16 protein-coding genes, 1 pseudogene and 2 riboswitches are annotated in these 18,800 nt (G+C 41.8%); of the genes and pseudogenes, 9 read left to right on the top strand and 8 right to left on the bottom strand.

The annotated features are described in order from the left end of the window. Nucleotides 1–80: 80 nt before the first annotated feature. The 3 genes from thiE to thiM are packed head-to-tail and all read right to left on the bottom strand — an operon-like array spanning nt 81 to nt 2,327. Nucleotides 81–722 carry a thiamine phosphate synthase gene (gene thiE / locus FD16_RS11335; RefSeq protein WP_010622519.1) on the bottom strand — a complete coding sequence of 214 codons (642 nt, stop codon included), beginning with the start codon at nt 720–722 and terminating at the stop codon, nt 81–83. Continuing rightward, a complete protein-coding gene (gene thiD, locus FD16_RS11330; protein ID WP_010622518.1) occupies nt 712–1,533 on the bottom strand; it encodes a bifunctional hydroxymethylpyrimidine kinase/phosphomethylpyrimidine kinase in 822 nt (273 codons plus the stop codon). Before thiD ends, thiE begins: the two co-directional genes overlap by 11 nt. Then, a complete protein-coding gene (thiM, locus tag FD16_RS11325) occupies nt 1,533–2,327 on the bottom strand; it encodes a hydroxyethylthiazole kinase (protein WP_010622517.1) in 795 nt (264 codons plus the stop codon). Before thiM ends, thiD begins: the two co-directional genes overlap by 1 nt. Nucleotides 2,328–2,739: 412 nt before the next feature. Further along, nucleotides 2,740–2,845: riboswitch (TPP riboswitch) on the bottom strand. Nucleotides 2,846–2,977: 132 nt separating this feature from the next. Here thiM and FD16_RS11320 point away from each other — a divergent pair. Then, nucleotides 2,978–3,913, top strand: coding sequence for a TDT family transporter (locus FD16_RS11320; RefSeq protein ID WP_010622516.1), 936 nt, complete (start codon nt 2,978–2,980; stop codon nt 3,911–3,913). Nucleotides 3,914–3,937: 24 nt separating this feature from the next. Here FD16_RS11320 and FD16_RS11315 read toward each other — a convergent pair whose 3' ends face one another. Next, nucleotides 3,938–6,208 carry a DUF6056 family protein gene (locus FD16_RS11315; RefSeq protein ID WP_010622515.1) on the bottom strand — a complete coding sequence of 757 codons (2,271 nt, stop codon included), beginning with the start codon at nt 6,206–6,208 and terminating at the stop codon, nt 3,938–3,940. 144 nt (nt 6,209–6,352) lie between these two features. Next, complete coding sequence (locus tag FD16_RS11310; protein WP_010622514.1) at nt 6,353–6,967, bottom strand: LysE/ArgO family amino acid transporter; 615 nt, start codon at nt 6,965–6,967, stop codon at nt 6,353–6,355. Nucleotides 6,968–7,111: 144 nt separating this feature from the next. Between FD16_RS11310 and pdxR the strand changes: the two genes are divergently transcribed. The 3 genes from pdxR to FD16_RS11295 all read left to right on the top strand — a co-directional run bounded on the left by pdxR (nt 7,112) and on the right by FD16_RS11295 (nt 10,403). Then, nucleotides 7,112–8,572, top strand: a complete 1,461-nt coding sequence (gene pdxR / locus FD16_RS11305) for a MocR-like pyridoxine biosynthesis transcription factor PdxR (RefSeq protein WP_010622513.1) — start codon at nt 7,112–7,114, stop codon at nt 8,570–8,572. A gap of 39 nt (nt 8,573–8,611) precedes the next feature. Then, a riboswitch (TPP riboswitch) is annotated at nt 8,612–8,699 on the top strand. A gap of 45 nt (nt 8,700–8,744) precedes the next feature. After that, nucleotides 8,745–9,422, top strand: a complete 678-nt coding sequence (tenA, locus tag FD16_RS11300; RefSeq protein WP_010622512.1) for a thiaminase II — start codon at nt 8,745–8,747, stop codon at nt 9,420–9,422. Between the two features lie 129 nt (nt 9,423–9,551). Then, on the top strand, nt 9,552–10,403 hold the full coding sequence (locus FD16_RS11295; RefSeq protein ID WP_010622511.1) for an aldo/keto reductase: 852 nt from the start codon (nt 9,552–9,554) through the stop codon (nt 10,401–10,403). 433 nt (nt 10,404–10,836) lie between these two features. On the opposite strand, the gene FD16_RS11290 is transcribed toward FD16_RS11295, so the two are convergent. Further along, nucleotides 10,837–11,115 carry a hypothetical protein gene (locus FD16_RS11290; RefSeq protein ID WP_010622510.1) on the bottom strand — a complete coding sequence of 93 codons (279 nt, stop codon included), beginning with the start codon at nt 11,113–11,115 and terminating at the stop codon, nt 10,837–10,839. A gap of 51 nt (nt 11,116–11,166) precedes the next feature. Beyond that, nucleotides 11,167–11,817, bottom strand: coding sequence for a CMP-binding factor (locus FD16_RS11285; RefSeq protein WP_010622509.1), 651 nt, complete (start codon nt 11,815–11,817; stop codon nt 11,167–11,169). A gap of 226 nt (nt 11,818–12,043) precedes the next feature. On the opposite strand from FD16_RS11285, the gene rlmD reads away from it, so the two are divergent. Both rlmD and FD16_RS11275 read left to right on the top strand, forming a co-directional pair. Continuing rightward, entirely contained in the window at nt 12,044–13,459 is a 1,416-nt protein-coding gene (gene rlmD / locus FD16_RS11280; RefSeq protein WP_010622508.1) for a 23S rRNA (uracil(1939)-C(5))-methyltransferase RlmD, read from the top strand. A gap of 308 nt (nt 13,460–13,767) precedes the next feature. Beyond that, on the top strand, nt 13,768–14,421 hold the full coding sequence (locus tag FD16_RS11275; RefSeq protein WP_010622507.1) for a DNA alkylation repair protein: 654 nt from the start codon (nt 13,768–13,770) through the stop codon (nt 14,419–14,421). On the opposite strand, the gene FD16_RS11270 is transcribed toward FD16_RS11275, so the two are convergent. Beyond that, complete coding sequence (locus tag FD16_RS11270) at nt 14,416–15,384, bottom strand: glycosyltransferase family 2 protein (protein ID WP_010622506.1); 969 nt, start codon at nt 15,382–15,384, stop codon at nt 14,416–14,418. The genes FD16_RS11275 and FD16_RS11270 overlap by 6 nt on opposite strands. 159 nt (nt 15,385–15,543) lie before the next feature. Here FD16_RS11270 and FD16_RS11265 point away from each other — a divergent pair, with 159 nt between their 5' ends. The 3 genes and pseudogenes from FD16_RS11265 to FD16_RS13180 form a co-directional block, all read left to right on the top strand. Next, nucleotides 15,544–16,086 carry a DUF4767 domain-containing protein gene (locus FD16_RS11265; protein ID WP_010622505.1) on the top strand — a complete coding sequence of 181 codons (543 nt, stop codon included), beginning with the start codon at nt 15,544–15,546 and terminating at the stop codon, nt 16,084–16,086. Between the two features lie 172 nt (nt 16,087–16,258). Further along, nucleotides 16,259–16,327 (top strand): annotated as a pseudogene (locus FD16_RS13305) (KxYKxGKxW signal peptide domain-containing protein); the annotation flags it as partial. Nucleotides 16,328–17,251: 924 nt separating this feature from the next. Continuing rightward, a partial coding sequence (locus FD16_RS13180; RefSeq protein ID WP_235804815.1) for a lectin-like domain-containing protein occupies nt 17,252–18,800 on the top strand: 1,549 nt, incomplete at its 3' end.

The following is an 18,800-nucleotide window of genomic DNA, read 5'->3' as shown; positions in this document are numbered from 1 at the left end:
CTATCAGTACCAAATATTGTAGAACCTTAAATCTTAATAACCAAAAAAGAGGTGGTGAAATTTTAATTCACCACCTCTTTTTAATAAAGTCGTTTCAATTCGTCTACTGTTTTCACTACATCTGTACTCTTCATAATCATTGAAATACCAGAAATACCGGCGACACCTGTCTTAATCACATCAGCTGCGTTGGCTGGTGTGATACCTCCGACTGCTACAATCGGATGAACAGATTGTTCAACCAATTCATGCAATTTTACGAATCCCATCACTGGGTCTGCATCATCTTTTGATCCAGTTGGAAAAACCGGTCCACTACCGACATAAGCGATTGGCAACTGATTGGCATGTTCAATTTGATCCAACGTATCGCAAGAATATCCGACAAACATTTCATCACCAACGGCCCTTAGAACTTCGTCGATTCGTTGATCCTTTTGACCAACGTGAACACCATCTGCATGGACATTGATGGCCATTTCATAGTCATCATCAATGATAAATGGAACATTGTATTTTGTGGCTAATTGTCTACTCCGCTTTGCTAGATCTAAACGTTCGGAACTTGTTAGTTTGGAACCATCCTTATCGCGAAATTGAAAGGCTGTAATTCCAGCTTTCATTGATGCTTCAACACGACGTAGGTAATCAGCTACATCCCCGCCAACATCTTGAGTTCCTGCAATCAAGTATACCTGAAGCATGTCTGATTTAAATTTCATCATTTTCCACCTTCCGATATGCCCAGTGATTCAGTGGGCCATGACCGTGCCCAACGATGATACCATCACGAATGGTAGCATCCACAAATTTTTTACCAGTACGAATGGCATCCTCAACTGTGTGACCCTTGGCCAGTTCAGCAGTAATGCAGGCTGACAGCGTGTCGCCGGTTCCATGCGTTCGAACAGTATCAACTCGCGGAGCACTGAGCCAAAACGATTTTCCATCTTCAAGCAAAACGAAATCACTGCTTTGGTCATCACTAACAAAGTGGCCACCTTTGACCATTACATTTTTGACACCAATCTGCTGTAGCCTTTTCGCAGCCACAATCATATCGTCTTCCGTTTGAATTTTCATATCAGCCAGCTTTTCAGCTTCGGGTAAATTGGGAGTTGCGACTGTTGCTAGCGGTAATAGCTCATCGCGAACAACAGCAACAGCGTCCTCGCTAAGCAACGGGGCACCACCCTTAGCAATCATAACTGGATCAACCGTTAGTGGTCCCATGTTGTACTTTTTCAGATTTTTAACCACTGTTTCAACGCGCGTCACATCAGCTAACATCCCCGTCTTGCATGCCCTGATCTGCAAATCATTAGCGATTGCCGCAAACTGTTCATCGATAATTTTTGGTGATAGTGCCACAAAATCATCGACGCCCAGTGTATTTTGCGCGGTGATCGCAACTAACACAGTTGTCGCAAAAACGTGTCGTTCCTGAATCGTCTTTAAATCGGCCTGCATACCGGCCCCACCACCACTATCTGATCCAGCAATTGATAACGCTTGTGTAAATTGTTCGTCCATTATTTTGATTCCACCTCAAGTTTCGCATTAATTTCATCGACCGTAATCAAGTGAAGTTCATCCATCAATTCCGTTGAAAACGTTCCAGGTCGTTCTTCTTGTAATCGTTCCGCCACAATTTGCCCGGTAGTCGCAAAGACTGCACAGGCAGTCTGAGCTGCTTCAAATAAATTGTCATTTACTGCCGCAAATGCTGCTACAACACTACTCAGCATATCTCCTGATCCAACATGAAGTTGAAACAGTGTCGTACCATTTTTCACGTGAACAACGTGTTCACCATCAGAAATAACATCAGTTACCCCGCTTAAAATAACAGTACACTGATGTTTTTGAGCACAAGTTTTAGCAATCAGATCTAAATCTTGATTGCCAGTTCCAGCATCAATTCCTTTAGCTTGCCAGTCAATATCAGCCAGAGCCGCGATTTCTCCCGCATTGCCACGAATAATATCAACTTTGAAATCGTTCATTAATTCCTTGACCGCATCTAGGCGGTATTTAACTGCTCCCACCGCTACTGGGTCCAACACCACTGGTTTATGGTATTGATTTGCGGTCTCACCAACAACTTTAGCTTGTGCAATTTGTTTGGTTGTCAGCGTCCCAATGTTAATGGTCACAGCTGAACTAATTTGTACCATCGCGGGGGCTTCATCGATTTCTTGAGACATAATCGGTGATGCACCGATTGCATTAATTCCATTGGCGACATCTTGAACAGTCACAAAGTTGGAAATATTAAAAACAATTGGATTCTGGTTACGTAAATCATTTAGTAGTTCTGTATGCATTTTGGTAAGTCTCCTGTCAGAGTGTGAAAAGGCCTTAGCGCCCTTGAACACGGTTTTATTTGCGACAAATAAGACGTTTTAACAATTCGATCTGTTAATTCAAAAAAAGAACTAGTGGTTTTTATTTGCCACAAGTTCTTTTTTGCTGTTTGGTGCGGGGTGGGATATGCACTGCCGGTAACCGGCTCCGAAAGGCAGATCCTGTGCATAGCCATGATCATCAAACAATCGGTAGCCCACCGATTATTCGATGGTCACCGCTATTGCTCGGATCTAAACGCCTTTCTCCGCACCTAATTTTAACCGGCTCCGAAAAGCAAACCCTGTGCATAGCTACGGAAAATCAACAATCGGAAATACGCCGATTATTGATCATCCTAGGCTATTGCTCGGGTTTTAACGCTTTTCTCCGCACCTAATTAATTCACTTTCCTACGCAAGTTCGAACTTACAGGTTCAAAGGGATCACGTTGTTCAAACGTGTCTCAGTTCCTCTACGAACACCCCTAGTGTCAAATCGATTTAATTGTCAGATTAATGATACTTGATGTAAGCGGTTGTGGCAAGTTATTTTGTGACACAGCACTATTCATTTACTGCTTTGTCACCTATAATTAGTCCATTAATTATCACAAATTGAGGTATCCTCTATGAAACACTTTTTCACTCAGTTGCCCATACCATTCGGAGGTGTTGCTCTTGCTATTGCAACACTTGGAAGCTTTTTTAGCTTTGAACATTTAGCCTTCCTAGGCACTGCAGTAACCATTATATCCGTCATACTATTATTACTGTTAATTTTAAAATTAGTTATCACCCCTCGGTCAGTTATCCGAGAACTAGGGTCACCAATTATTATGTCAGTTGCACCAACAATTCCAATGACAATTATGATCTTGATCACAAATTTCAGTAATTACCCTATAGCAAAACTAATCTGGTTGCTTGCCCTAGCTCTTCATGTAGGTTTTATATTTACCTTAAGCGGCCAAATTATCAAAAGCCACTTATTTTCTCGGCAACGTATCTCGCCCAGCTGGTTCGTCACGTACGTTGGGATTGGTGTCGGTGCAATCACTTGCCGTCCGTTCAATTCCATCATTGGAAAAAACTGTTTTTGGGTTGCATTGATATGCTATGTGGTCTTGCTACCCATGATTTTGAATCGCATATATCGTAGTGGCAACATCCCCAGTGCAATGTTGCCGTTAATCACAATTCTGGCTGCTCCAGGATCACTGTGCTTAGACGGTTACTTGCACGCATTTAGTCACCCACAACTGCCGATGATTATCGCTCTGCTAGTAATCTCTCAGATTTTCTACCTACTCACAATCATCACGATTCACGGTATGATATCACTACCATTTGCCTCAAGTTTTGCCGGTTTCACTTTTCCATTAGTTATCTCCGCTAGTGCACTGGCCAATGCTCGACCGTACTTAAGCCTTGGTATGATTTATAGCATTACTTACCAAATCTTGGTCATCATTGAATCAACCATCGCCGTTGCGGTTGTTATCTATGTGCTGGTTCGCTTTGTGGTACAAATGAAAGTAGCAATGTCTCACGATTTATCCGAATAACCAAAAAAATAAGCCCACTGAGGCTTATTTTTTATTGTCCTGCTCTTCTTTTTTCTGTCTCAATCGCACCTGCGTCACTTCATCACGATTCACTTTCGTTTGATGAAATGCAATCCAATTATCCCACAAGATAAAGATTAACATCCCCGCTAACAACAATTGTAAATCACCATTGAGCGCGAATCTTTTAAATAATGACATCGGTTGGACCTTCACGTTGATTGTTGCAATGCCTGTCTTAGGCATTGTGTAATGAATTTGTTGGCCACCAATGATCTTAAATCTTAGCGGTGCTACCACTTTGAACGATGTACCAGTCGCTTTTTGTAAGTATTCTTGATGCACGCGTTTGCCCTGATACAGATAGTTAATTATCGTGCCTTGCATCGTAGGGTGAACATAGCGGATCACCCGTTGATTACTCTGATCGGTAAATGTATATGTCGAAGCATTACCCTTGTTGGTAGTGTATCCCGCAGTGGAGGCATGGCTGATATCATATTTTTGGCCCACTTGACCATTAATGGCTTCACGAGCAACGATCTTACCAGTTTTCTTCACCTTGTACACAATCGTGGTAGTCGCTGACGCGGCCTGTTTTTTGACATTCACCGTCACTTTTTGATTGGCCGCGGTTGTAAATGTATAGCTCTGTGAATTACCCGCTAGCGTTTGATAGCCGTCAGTAGATGCGTGACTGATGTCAAATGATGTTCCTACTTTACCGCTGATAGACTCTGTTCCAACAGTGTTGCCATTCTGATCAACGTAGTCAATCGTTGCAGTCTTCATTTGTGTCGCCGCATGTACGGTAATGGGTCTCAGCATGCCAGTCACATCTCTGTGAAATGCATTCAAGAACTGATAGGTTCCCCAAGTAATACTCTGCTTATTGATTGGTACCTTCACCGGTTCAATCGAATTATCGATCGTCACCGACTTTAGTCCATAATACTTAGCCATCCACACGTTAAACCACTGTTTGTTCGGTTTTCCAGGACTAACATAGGTTTGTGTTAAATAAACGTTGTGGTTGTTAGTGACTGGTGGCATCCCTGGCACCTTTGCTTGTTTAATGCCATGTTTAGCATCATAGCGAGCAATCGTGTCACCCGTTTTCCAGTAAGTGTACGAAACATAAACCGATTTAACAGCTGCGTGATAAACCGGGATTCCCACAAATAGCATCAAACATGCGGCAACAATCGGTGTTACATGGTCGAGCATCGACCAATGGCGTAATTCAGCGTGATCGTACAGTAAGATCAAAATTGAGGTAATGAAATAAATATTGGGTCCAAAAAAGACTCGACTAACGATTTCTGGTGACATAATTAAGGCCATGATGCCTAATATACCGCCAATGAAATAAAATAAAGCGGCAAAATAGGTGCGTTCGTTTTGCCAAATCAACGCATGGCCGTATGAGCGGTGCTGATGATACATATACAGTAGAAAAATCAGCGTAAACAGGATAAGTGCACCCGAATACTTCATCGTGTAGTTAATAATATTGCTTAATTCAAATTGAGAACCACGCTTACCGATTTGATTAGCTCCGGACATCACGACCGTCCAGAAGCTGCAGGCCGCAGCTAATCCACCTGCCCACTTCCATCCCAACTGGCCCTTTGATCTTGACCAGTCATAGATCGTCAGAGACAGTGCAACAAAAATTGTCAGCGGAGCGGTATTTTCGTTAGTCCCACCAGCTAGAAATCCTAACACTAGCATACCGGCAAACATGATACGGGGATGCTTTGCGTGATAATTAAAGCGGTATGGCAGCAAATACGATAGATAAATCAGGACCACCCAGAGGTAGTTGAAGCCACCCGACAGCCACAGAATTGATGTGCCATAATCTGGTAGGCACAGCCACATAAGGCCGAACGTTAGTGCAAAATAACTGACTCGCAATTTTTTTAAACTACCAAATACGTGAATATCAATTAGAAAAGCCACCATTACAAACACGATCGAGTTGGCCACGTTATACACTGATTTTGGGAACTGCATAAACAGTTGCACACCGGTGTGCGCGACGAAACGACCATTATTAATCCGCGTATGAATTTGAATCGACTGTAACAAATCACCAAGATTATGGATACCAGATAGGTTCTTAGTTGGCCATTCACCTCGAAAAAAGAAATGGTATAAATAATCATCGGCCGCATAGCCGGTGTAATCGTTAAGCTGTTTGAACAATATGTAAGCAAAAAAAGCGATGATCGCAAACCCAATAACTTTAATCACGGTTCGCAGAATTGTTAATGATTTCTGCTTAGTCACACCGAATCCCCCAAGTCCAAATTTTGGGTAGCTTTCGCGCCTCTGACTTCTTTTAAGAAATGTCGCTCGCTACCACGTTAATTGGATTATATCATTCAGTGTATACGTGTGCGACTACTTAACGTAATAAAGTTATGCTTTGTTCTAATGAATTGCTAAGGTGATAAAGTTGGCAAATAACTTCACGCCATAAAGAACAATCACCGCCCCACAGATAATATTGATCATGCGCAGTGTCTTAGTGGTGAAATGTCTGCTAAATAATGAAATTACCATCGTCAGAGCAATGAACCAAATAACGGATGCACTTCCCACGCCAGACACAAAGGTCACCGATTGACTGGCTGGTAACGTCACTCGAAACGCACCCAACATCATCGTTCCATCAATGATCGCTTGTGGGTTAATCCACGTGACAATGAATGCATTCACGAACGTTTTCCAAATTGAGGTGACCGGCTTTGAACGACCAATTTCTTCAACTTGTGATCTAAATAGACTAATGCCAATCCATACAACAATTAAACTACCCACTAGTAGAACAATCATCTGTAACCATTCAAATTTTTTCATCACGGCGCCAATGCCAAAAAAACTGGCCAGCGACAAACTAATATCAAAAAAAATAACACAAATTGCCGTAATCAGTGCTCGTCGTCTCGTTTGTGTCAATGCTGAATTAATGATGAATAGATTTTGGAGTCCAATCGGTGCTACGTAGGCCAATCCCATTGTTAATCCTTGTAAAAAATACTGCATTTATTCTCTCCCACCAGCCAAATAGTATACTCATTCAGCCACAATTATGCTATAACAATAGCAATTAAACCGATTATATATAAAATATCTGGTTGTGTAACCAGCCAAATAACATAAATTAGCCCAGCCAAGTGGAGGAAGACAATGACAAATATTGAACCAGTTCAAATCGACTGGAAGCCCGATAAACAAAGCCAAGTACCCATCTATCGTCAAATCGTGCAGTTAATTTGCGCCAAAATTGCGAGTGGTGAATGGGCAGTCGGTACCCGATTGCCATCACAACGATCATTGTCACAATCTTTGGGTGTTAACCGCAGTACCATCACTACCGCCATCGATGAACTAACTTCATACGGTATTATTGCTGGCAGTCGTGGTGCTGGCACCCGTGTTATCAGTAATACATGGTCGCTAATGCTGCCGACAGATACCAGTTGGAATCATCTAGTCAGCTCTGGCTTTTTCAAGCAAAACAATCAAATTATTCAATCAATTAATCGGTTGGAATTCGACCCATCAATGGTGCGACTTGGTACTGGCGAACTAGACCCACGTCTGTTTCCAACTAAAATGTGGAAAACCATTTTGCAACGTCTGGGTAATAATATTTCTCAGCTTGGTTACTTAGAACCACTTGGATTGTTGGAACTTCGTCAAGCCATTGTCGCGCACATGGCGACGCTGGGAGTAAAGACAACACCTGCAAACATTCTAATCACTTCTGGTGCATTACAAGCTTTGCAACTTATTTCTGTCTCACTACTACAACGAGGCTCAACCGTAATAACCGAACAACCAACATATATCAAGTCCCTGCAGGTCTTTCAATCAGAGGGAATGGAACTTGCAGGCGTCCCCATGGATAATGACGGCCTTAAATACTGGCAAATGCAAGAACTAATGAAAAAATCCAACCACAAACAAATTCTATACACCATTCCAACTAATCAAAACCCGTCAGGTATCACTATGTCATCCCAACGTCGTAGCGAACTTTTGAAATTTTGTGTTGATCATCAGCTCCCCATTATTGAAGATGGTGCCTATCACGAGTTGTGCTACAATCAACAGCCAGCCACGCTGAAAAGTATGGATGACCGAGGAATGGTCATATACTTGGGTAGTGCATCAAAAACACTTGCTCCTGGATTACGAATTGGCTGGATGGTCGCCCCTGAGCCAATCGTTCAGCGATTAGGTGACGTCAAAATGCAAATGGATTACGGTGCTAGTTCGGTATCTCAGTGGATCTTCAGAGAATTTCTAACCAGCGGGCTGTACGAGCAGCATCTTGATGAGTTGAAAACAACACTCAAGAATCGACGTGATAACGCACTACAAACTCTAGACCGATACTTCACCGATTTAGCAACGTGGCACCGGCCTGCTGGTGGTTTTTACATTTGGCTAACCTTAAAAAAACATTTACACATGGATCAGCTCTTTAAACAGGCAACTGAAAATAATATTTTATTGAATCCGGGAGATGTCTACGATTACCATTACAACCATTCACTAAGGCTCTCATTCGCATACACTGATGAATCAGAATTCACAACTGCAGCAATTAAATTGGCAAAAATCATAAAAAAATTATCGTAATCATAGTTGACGATAATATCACTGCCATTTACAATGAACGTGATCTGTCTGGGGTGCCACGTGCTGAGAAATACCCATTGAACCTGATACAGTTAATACTGTCGCAGGGAGACGCTATATCTACCAAACGGTGCACACCCGCAGACCAATATTTATAGATGAGGTGCATCGCATGAATTTTACTAATCAGCTCCACGAGGCTGCAAAACCAATCTGGCAGGCTAGCTTTGACCATCCATTTATAAAAGAAATTGCTAATGGAACTTTACCGCTTGATAAATTTAAGTTTTACCTAATGCAAGATCGTTACTATTTGGAACAATTTGGTGACTTGCACGGTGAAATTGCTAATCAAATCAGTGATCCGGATATTAAACAGTTTCTACTTGACGGTGCCGCCGGTCTGCACGATGGTGAAACCGATATTCGCCATACGATGTTTCAAGAACTGCATTTAACGGACGAGGACATCAAGACAACACCGATTGCGCCAACAGCTTACGATTACGTTACGCACATGAACTTTCAACTGAACAACGCCTTCCCCGCTGCCGCAGTTACCGCTTTATTGCCGTGCTATTGGCTATATAGCGAGATCGGGCAACGGCTAGCTAATGTTAAATCGCCAATTACCGTTTACCAACAGTTTCTGGACAGTTATTCAGCAGCTGATTTCGAAAACGGCACCAATCAAATGATTGAAATTGTGGGGAAAATGAGTGAGCCGCTGACTGACAACCAGCGTGATTACGTTGAAAAAGTCTTCTTACAAAGTAGCACTTATGAATTACATTTTTGGCAGATGGCCTACACAAAAGAGCACTGGCCATTCAACAACTTATCAGCATAGTTGTGCATGCGATTAGTTGATGCCATTCAATAAAGAAAACACTTACATTTTTTATGAAATCGATTTCTTATCACTCTGTCTTCTGGTAGAATGACAGTTAGAGCATCAACTAATTTGGAGGCGTACAGAATGCAAAGTCTAACAGATACTTATACATTGAATAACGGAGTCGAAATCCCCGTTGTCGGATTTGGAACTTGGCAGACTCCCGACGGCGATGTGGCCTACCAGTCTGTTAAATCTGCCTTGGACGCCGGCTACCGGCACATCGACACGGCAGCCGCATATGGCAACGAAGAAAGCGTTGGCCGTGGTATCAAGGACAGCAGTGTTGATCGTCATGATATCTTTTTAACCACCAAGCTTTGGAATGATGATCACGGTTACGAGTCAACAAAACAGGCACTAGATGTTTCACTGCAAAAATTGGAGACCGACTATGTTGATCTATACCTGATCCACTGGCCAAATCCAATTAAATTCCGAGACGATTGGGAAGACATCAACGCCGAAACTTGGCGTGCAATGGAAGAAGCATACCGTGACGGCAAGGTTCGTGCAATCGGTGTATCTAACTTCCGCCCCAGTCATTTAACAACGTTAATGAAGACCGCTACAATCACGCCGGCGGTAAACCAAAACTATTTAAACCCCAGCGACATGCAACCAGAAGTTACAAGAGTTAACGCCCAATATAACATTTTAAACGAGGCATACAGTCCATTGGGAACTGGTGAATTACTCCAGGTGAAGGCATTGCAAGACATGGCAACCAAGTACCAGCACAGTGTGCCACAAGTCATCCTCCGCTGGTCATTGCAACACCACTTCTTACCATTGCCAAAGTCAACTCACGCCGACAGAATCAAAGACAACACTAATTTATTTGATTTCAAGATCAGTGATGAAGACATGCAAACAATAGACGGTCTCCACGGTACAACTAGATTAGCAACGGATCCGGATGAAACAAACTTCTAGAGAGCGGAACAACACGGTTAGCTCGTGTAATATAACGCCATAATTGCAATTGGGTCATGCACTTGGCCCCGGTTGTGATTATGCCGTTATATTATGTCGAGCTGTGTTGTGGAGCTCATTTCAGTAGAGAGCGGAACAAGCCGTTTAGATCGTGAGCATTAACGTAATAAAAAATGAATTCCTGCACTTTGGAATTCTTTTTTTATTGGGTTAAGCGGAATGATCTGGCTTGTGGAGCCGGTCTAAGAACACAAAAAACCACCCCATCATAAACCTTGGAGTGGTAAAAGGAAGGATACGTAATTTAATATACTTGAATGTTCAAAACATATATCAAAAACGTGTGCATGTACTCGTATTAAAATATCTCAATATGAGCATATATAAAATGTAGCATAGTACATACTATTCTTCAACAGCTTTTAAAATTTCTTTAGTCTAAATCCACATCTTCGTCATTAGTTTTAAACACCATTTGGTTGTCCAAGTTAAATATCCGTTTACTCATCGAACCTGGTTCCATGTCAGCATAGTTTTTTTCATATGTCATCATTGTCGCATCCAGTTCATCAATTGAGTGCAACGCTGCAGCTTCTGGAATGCGTGCTAACACTGGGGATCCATATTCCAATTTACCATGGTGAGCTAATAGGCAGTGCCGCAACAGAACAATTGACTGCTTATCAGTATCAATACCATTTTTGTCGCACACTTTGATGATCCACTCATCCCCCAACGTAATATGACCCAGTAAGTTTCCTTCTTAGGTGTAGTCCGTCGCCAGATACCCAGATAACTCACGCATTTTACCAACATCATGAATAATAGTTGCTGTCACTAGCAGGTCATGATTCAAGCCACTGTATATTTGACATAAAGCGTTAGCGTGGCGACACATACGCAACACGTGATATGCCAGTCCGCCTACAAAGGCGTGGTGCAACGAACTAGCAGCGGGTTGCGTATAAAAGTCATTGGTAGAAAATTCATTATGGTTAATCAATTGGTCCAGTAATAATCCATACTCAGGATTATTAGTAGTAACCGTATCGATTTGTCCCTGAATATATTTCTTTAATGATTCATTGTTAATTGGTGCATGCGCTAAGTAATATTCTGGTTTATTAAATGCATCATCATCGGCTAATTTATGAATTTCTTTGATATTTAATTGCATTTTATCGTGATACGAATCAACAACCGCATTCACCATCACCACATCGGCTGGCGCAAAATCTAAGTCATCAGCAGTCACGTCCCACATTTTGCCATTAATCACACCCGTTGGATCTTGAAAATCAATTGATGCGTACGATTTGTCAGATTTTGTGGTGGCAAAGTTCAACTTTTTAACGAGTAAGTCACCGTCAAATTGTTGTCCCTCCTGAAATTGTGAAATAGTAGTTTGTGGCATGGAACCAGTCCTTTCGTTTACGATATATTATGTTCAGTATATACGAAACACTTCCCTTTGTGATGCATTGTTGAGTAATCAAAAAAAATGATTAATTTGAAGTATTTTCTTGGTGCGTCAGTAACTATGTATATTATTCGTACCTCATATTGGCACATCTGGTTTGAAACCTGTATAATAGCCCGAGGTAAGCCCCATTTGAACGTTATGAAATCAGGTAATTAATATGAACAACCATCAGAATCACCGCCATTCGGATAGACAACATAAAGACGTCGAAGTTGAAATTGGCCAGCGTTTTCCGCTCACCATTAAACGACTTGGTATCAATGGTGAAGGCATTGGCTATTATCAACGAAAAATTTGTTTCGTCCCATTTGCACTACCCGGTGAGGTAGTTGTCGCAGAGGTGACTGAAGCAGACCCTCGATTTATTCGTGCCAAAATTCATAAGTTGCGTAAACCGAGTCCCCACCGCGTTGAGCCAGCTGACGATTACGCACAGGACGTGGGCGGCTTCGAGCTCGAGCACTTGGCCTATCCTCAACAATTAGAATTCAAACGTGACCTAATCAGACAGGCTCTCGATAAATTTAAACCTACCGGCTATCACGGCTACACGATTCATCCAACGCTGGGAATGGATATGCCCTACGAGTATCGTAACAAGGCTCAATTTCAAATTCGTATGATTGATGGTCATGTTGCTGCTGGTCTGTACCAAAGCGGTTCACATGATCTCGTTGATCTAGAATCATGTTCTGTGCAGATACCAGTTACAATGACGGTTATGCGGGACATGGTCAAACTGATCGAAGAACTAGAGATTCCCGTTTACGACGAAAAAACAAAGGCTGGTATTATCAAAACAGTCGTTGTCCGTGTCGCTGATGGCACCGGCGAAGTACAGTTGACGATTATCACAAACACCCCAAAGTTGCCGCATAAGCATCAATTACTAGAACAAATTGAACAGCGATTACCCGAGGTCACTTCGGTCATGCAAAACATCAATCCTGGTACATCCCCACTTGTTTGGGGAGATGAAACCATTCACCTTGCCGGTAACGATGCCATCACAGAAATGATTGGTGGACTCAAGTTCCGCCTATCAGCACGCGCGTTTCTTCAGCTCAACCCTGAACAAACCAAGGTACTCTACGAACAAACTGCTAAAGCTCTTAAACCAAGCCGCAAAGACACATTAATTGATGCCTACGCGGGAATTGGAACGATTGGTTTATCATTTGCAAATCAAGTTGATCAAGTATTGGGGATGGAAGTTATCCCCGATGCCGTCGCAGATGCCAAGTATAATGCAGAACAAAACAATATCGATAACGCACAGTATGAAGTAGGTACTGCCGAAAAAGTAATGCCAAGATGGTTAAATGACGGAGTTAATTTTGATGCATTAGTAGTTGATCCCCCTCGCTCCGGCCTGGACGGTGGCTTAATCAAGGAAATTCTCCGTGCCAAGCCAGAAAAATTTGTCTATGTATCATGTAACCCATCAACGTTGGCAAGAGATTTAGTGCCATTAACAAAAGTATACGATGTAAAATACATGCAACCGGTAGACATGATGCCACAGACCCCGAAATGTGAGGTTGTGGTGAAATTAGTAAAGAGTGCAAAATGACCCGTTTAGCTCATGTAATATAACAGCGCCTAGCGCATTAGGATTGGTCTTTATCCTGATGTGCTAGGCGCTGTTATATTATGGTGAGCTGGGTCATTTTGCACGTTTCCGCTATAAAATTACAATTTCAATGTAAGATTGTCCTTTATCCCGATATATTGCGTATCACTATCTTACAGTGCGCAAGCAAGCCCTACACGTTTCAACCACCAAATTCCCAACCAAAAAACAAAAATCATTCCGCAAGCTCGTTTCACACTGAATAAATCGACTATACTAGCATCAAGAACAGAAATCAGGTGAAACTAATGGCCCAGAATGAAATAATCGCAAATTTTAGCCTCATTCCCGATAAAGACCCTACCGCCATGGCCAAGTATATGAAAAACAAATTTAAGTTTGTTGGTGTTTCGTCAGCGAGTCGACGCAACCAAAGCAAACCAATTTTTGATTTCATCAAAACTGTCAAACCAGCAGAGGCTAAAAATATCGTTGCCGATTTATTTGATCGGCCAGAACGAGAGTATCAATATGTGGCCATCGACGCTGCCGGTAAATTTTTGAAACATTGGCGCTATGACGATATCATTTGGCTAAGCCAGTATGTAACTATGAAAAGTTGGTGGGACAGCGTCGATCCATTAAGAAAAGTATTCGCAGATTATGTCATACTACATGAAGAATATAAGCATGATGTCTTCCATCTCTTCTATGGATCCGAAAATTTTTGGGACCGCAGAATCGCGATAAATCTTCAACTGCTGGCCAAACAAAAAACTGACCTGCATTTACTAACGCAGGCCATCGAGTACGATATCAACACTAATGAATTCTTTATTCAAAAAGCAATCGGCTGGTCGCTAAGAGACTACGCCAAAACAGATGCAACCTGGGTTAAAAATTACCTGGCAACTCACAAACTCAGTAAGTTAGCTGTCAGAGAAGCCAGCAAGCACCTATAACTTTGTAATTTGATCCTGTTGTTTAATAAACCTATGCAGGTGCAATGTACTGCTACCCTTAAATTCATTACTAGTTGAAACTAAATTTGATACAATTTTACGAAGCCGTGGCCGTAATTCTGGCCATAGATCACAGTATTCTCGCATCAGCGCTTCATGCTCTGCGGTGAACGCCTGTGAATCAGCGGCTTCGTATTTTTGTGTTCTTAAAAAGATATCCGCCACATAATCACTATACGTGGTAAACAAAATTTTAGGTCGGTGAATTTTAATCATATCAAGGTAAGCATGATTCATACGACTCCACACGTGCAATTGATTGCTGAAATCACCATTGCGTTGTCTCATTGTCGACTGTGGATTAGATTGCCACATGTAAGTGATGGCCTCCGAATAATAGATGCTGCCAGCTAACTCACAGGCCAGACCAACAAAGTAGGTATCTTCAAACACCCGCAAATCGTCAAGCCACCTCAGACCAATTCGGTTAATAAAGTCACGGTTAAACCACTTGGCCACTGGGGAAGTCCAGTTTTTACTTTGGTGAGTCAAATAACGAAAACCAGCGTCCTCGTCTGGTACTTGTTCAATGTAACGGCTAGTAATGATATCACGATCACCGTTATACTCAACGACATTAAAAAATGGTTCCAGTGCGTTACAATTTTGTAGCTGATCATCTGCATCAATAAACATGTAGTAGTTACCTTCTGCAGCATCCATCCCCATTTGACGAGCAACACCCGCCCCACCGTTAATTTCATTTTGACAAAATTTAATCTGGCATTTCATGTAAGAAAATTGTTGATCAACATCCACAAACCGGCCCCCATCACTAACCAAAATCACTTCAACTTGGTTAAAATCGATACCCGTCTGATTGTTCACCGACGACATTGCGACGTGTAGTTGATCCAGAGATTCACGATAATATGGAATGATGATCGAAACAAGTTTATCCATGACGCCCTCCAGTTGTTTGATGGCTCTATTTTAACATCAATTTTTTTAGTTTTTGCCTGATAGTACCTGTTAAAATTAACCTAAGTCAGATAAAATTGGTTTATAAATAAACCGTTTCCATCTATAACAATATTTCCAACACAATCTGGGGGGATTTCGTTGAAAAAAGCAGTCACCGTAACAGTCACATTGCTCAGTACGCTTGTATTGGCCGCTTGTGGCCAAAGTAACAGTAAAATTGGTCAAAATAGTCATAGTACAACTAGTAGCAAAAGCTCTTCAACGCAAAATGAAACACGCAGTAATTCTACAAGTTCCACAAATAAACAGGTTCAGTCAACTTGGAATTCAAGTAAGAAAGCCAAGCTAGCAACATTTATGAGTGCTTGGGGTAATACCATGGACCAACAGTACAAAAGCTATTATCCTGGCAATAACACCGATTTCTACGGCATCAAATTCCCGGCCGAACTTCAGCAAGACACGATTAAATTAGATAACCAAACAATCGATATTGAATGGTCAAACACAGGTACCGGAACCAAGCCGTATCAACTCGTTGCGATCTACTGTGATAGTGATACCGCGGAACCGATGAGTGAGCATTTATACTTCTTTGTGATCCATAATGGTGAACCAGAAGTCCTCATCACTCAGCAAACCAATGGTGATGTTCAGTCCGATGGGTTACACCCTATTTGAACATTGAGTGGTAGCTTAATTTATCAATATCAAGCTTAAAAAAGAATCTAGTTTACGCATTTTTACAGTATATGAAGAAAATATTATTTACTAATAATAAATATGCTATAATTTTAGATGTTCAAATAGGGTGTACGCAATCTGATTATACGCAAGGATATTTGGAGGGAATATGATGGAAAAGTTGCATTATAAAATGTACAAAAAAGGTAGGATATGGGTGTTCGCAGCAATCACTGTTGTAGCTTTAGGGGTAGGAGTAGGCACAGAGACAACTATCGTTAAAGCGGATAATGACATTTCGGTATCAAATAGTACAGAGTCGGATACTGATTCTAACAATAATATAACCAACGACACTACTGGAAATTCTACGACCAGCACAACAATTAGCACTAGTGGGAGCTCCGCAGCCGACACAACAGGTAGTACTAGTGGGAGCTCCGCAGCCGACACAACAAGTAGTACTAGTGAGAGCTCTGCATCTGACACAACAGGTAGTACTAGTGAGAGCTCTGCATCTGACACAACAGGTAGTACTAGTGGGAGCTCCGCAGCCGACACAACAAGTAGTACTAGTGAGAGCTCTGCAGCCGGCACAACAAGTAGTACTAGTGGGAGCTCCGCAGCCGACACAACAAGTAGTACTAGTGAGAACTCTGCATCTGGCACAACAAGTAGTATTAGTGAGAGCTCCGCAGCTGACACAACAAGTAGTACTAGTGGGAGCTCCGCAGCCGACACAACAAGTAGTACTAGTGAGAACTCTGCATCTGGCACAACAAGTAGTATTAGTGAGAGCTCCGCAGCTGATACAACAAGTAGTACTAGTGGGAGCTCCGCAGCCGACACAACAAGTAGTACTAGTGAGAACTCTGCATCTGGCACAACAAGTAGTATTAGTGAGAGCTCCGCAGCTGATACAACAAGTAGTACTAGTGGGAGCTCCGCAGCCGACACAACAAGTAGTACTAGTGAGAACTCTGCATCTGGCACAACAAGTAGTATTAGTGAGAGCTCCGCAGCTGATACAACAAGTAGTACTAGTGAGAGCTCTATAACCGACACAACAAGTAGCACTAATGATAATTCACAGAAAGATGTAACAATTAATAGCATAACAAATGTCACCAATAATCTTACTAATTCTGTTGATAGTAAGATAATGGAAAACAATGTTCAGATTTCTTATAGTACCTTGATTCAACAATTAAGTACCGCTAATGAGTTAGCATTAGATGAAGAAGCGCTGACCCATGTTGATAAAGATAATTTTTTACAATATTTTACTTTGAATGGTTCCGCAACTTATGATGCTATTACTGGAACTGTGACACTGACGCCAGATGAAAATAATGAAGTTGGTAATTTTTCACTCACTAGCAAAATTGATATGAATACTAGTTTTACCCTGATCGGGCAAGTTAATTTAGGATCAGATCCGAACGGTGCAGATGGCATTGGCTTTGCTTTTCATAATGGTAACACGACTGACATTGGGAATGCTGGTGGCAATTTAGGTATTGGTGGGCTACAAGATGCTATTGGTTTTAAACTTGATACATGGTCAAATGGTTACCAAGCACCATCGTCAGATGAGGATGGTAGTGAAGTATCCTCAACCGATTCTAACGGTTTTGGTTGGAATGGTGATTCATTAAAGGCGCCATACGGAACTTTTGTTAATACCAGTAATCAAGAAATTACCACGAAGGATGGATCAACAGTGCAAAGATGGTGGGCAGAGGATACTGCCGGAAGCGCACAATCTTTGAGTAAAACGGATATCAATGGCCAATTTCATGATTTTGTTGTTCAATACGATGGGGCAACAAGAACATTGACAGTTAATTATACAGAAACAGACGGTAATGTGTTAACTTGGACAACCACTGTTTCGGACTCTTATCAAGCAATGGCCATGATTGTTAGCGCATCTACTGGTGGGGCAAAAAATCTACAGCAATTTAAGATAACTAGCTTTGACTTTAAGCAAGCAGCTACGGTTGATGTTGAGTATGTTGATACCACAGGTAAAAAAATAGCTGAAGGAACTGTTTCATATCCTAACGGAGCAGCAGTGAATGGAACCTATGAAACAACACAAGCGGATGTTGATGGATATACGTTTATTGAAATGGATGATGGGTCCGTTACAGGGGCAAAAAGCTTAACCGCTACTGGTACACTTACGCAAGCTGGAAATAATGGTACTGTCATTTATGTTTACGCTCCAGCCTATACCGAAACCACGAAAACAGTTAACGAAACCATTAGTTATATTGATCAAGATGGCAATTCGGTAGCTTCCAGTCATACTGCGAAGCCAGTTACCTTCTTGACAGTTACTAATCCAGTTGATGGATCAACCGTTATTTATTATTCAACCACGACTACGGATGGTACTTTGGATAAAGAAACTGGTATTCCGACCGCTGCTGGGTGGACGAAAGAAACTAATGCGGATTTCCCAGAAGTTGCCAATCCAGTAGTTAAAGGTTATACGGCAATTAGCAATGATGCACCAGACTCAGATTTGACGAAGGTTTCAGCTCAAACTGTCGACAATAGTTCAAACGACTTAAATTTCACAGTCGTATACACTAAGAATGCCTCAACGGTTACCACTGAAACAAGGACCGTGAACGAAACAATTCATTATGTCTATAAAGATGGTAGCAAGGCAGCCGATGACTATGTGGCAACGCCAGTTG

The sequence above is a fragment of the Paucilactobacillus suebicus DSM 5007 = KCTC 3549 genome, from assembly GCF_001434475.1.
Lineage (GTDB): Bacteria > Bacillota > Bacilli > Lactobacillales > Lactobacillaceae > Paucilactobacillus > Paucilactobacillus suebicus.
This window is presented reverse-complemented; position numbering and strand designations above follow the sequence as displayed.

What these genes read in the sequence shown, in the direction of transcription:
- FD16_RS11275 (WP_010622507.1), top strand. Translation starts at nt 13,768, where the DNA reads ATGGCCCAGAATGAAATAATCGCAAATTTTAGCCTCATTCCCGATAAA.
- pdxR (WP_010622513.1), top strand. Translation starts at nt 7,112, where the DNA reads ATGACAAATATTGAACCAGTTCAAATCGACTGGAAGCCCGATAAACAA.
- FD16_RS11270 (WP_010622506.1), bottom strand. Translation starts at nt 15,384, where the DNA reads ATGGATAAACTTGTTTCGATCATCATTCCATATTATCGTGAATCTCTG.
- FD16_RS11285 (WP_010622509.1), bottom strand. Translation starts at nt 11,817, where the DNA reads ATGCCACAAACTACTATTTCACAATTTCAGGAGGGACAACAATTTGAC.
- FD16_RS11310 (WP_010622514.1), bottom strand. Translation starts at nt 6,967, where the DNA reads ATGCAGTATTTTTTACAAGGATTAACAATGGGATTGGCCTACGTAGCA.
- thiD (WP_010622518.1), bottom strand. Translation starts at nt 1,533, where the DNA reads ATGGACGAACAATTTACACAAGCGTTATCAATTGCTGGATCAGATAGT.
- tenA (WP_010622512.1), top strand. Translation starts at nt 8,745, where the DNA reads ATGAATTTTACTAATCAGCTCCACGAGGCTGCAAAACCAATCTGGCAG.
- FD16_RS11320 (WP_010622516.1), top strand. Translation starts at nt 2,978, where the DNA reads ATGAAACACTTTTTCACTCAGTTGCCCATACCATTCGGAGGTGTTGCT.
- FD16_RS11295 (WP_010622511.1), top strand. Translation starts at nt 9,552, where the DNA reads ATGCAAAGTCTAACAGATACTTATACATTGAATAACGGAGTCGAAATC.
- thiM (WP_010622517.1), bottom strand. Translation starts at nt 2,327, where the DNA reads ATGCATACAGAACTACTAAATGATTTACGTAACCAGAATCCAATTGTT.
- thiE (WP_010622519.1), bottom strand. Translation starts at nt 722, where the DNA reads ATGAAATTTAAATCAGACATGCTTCAGGTATACTTGATTGCAGGAACT.
- rlmD (WP_010622508.1), top strand. Translation starts at nt 12,044, where the DNA reads ATGAACAACCATCAGAATCACCGCCATTCGGATAGACAACATAAAGAC.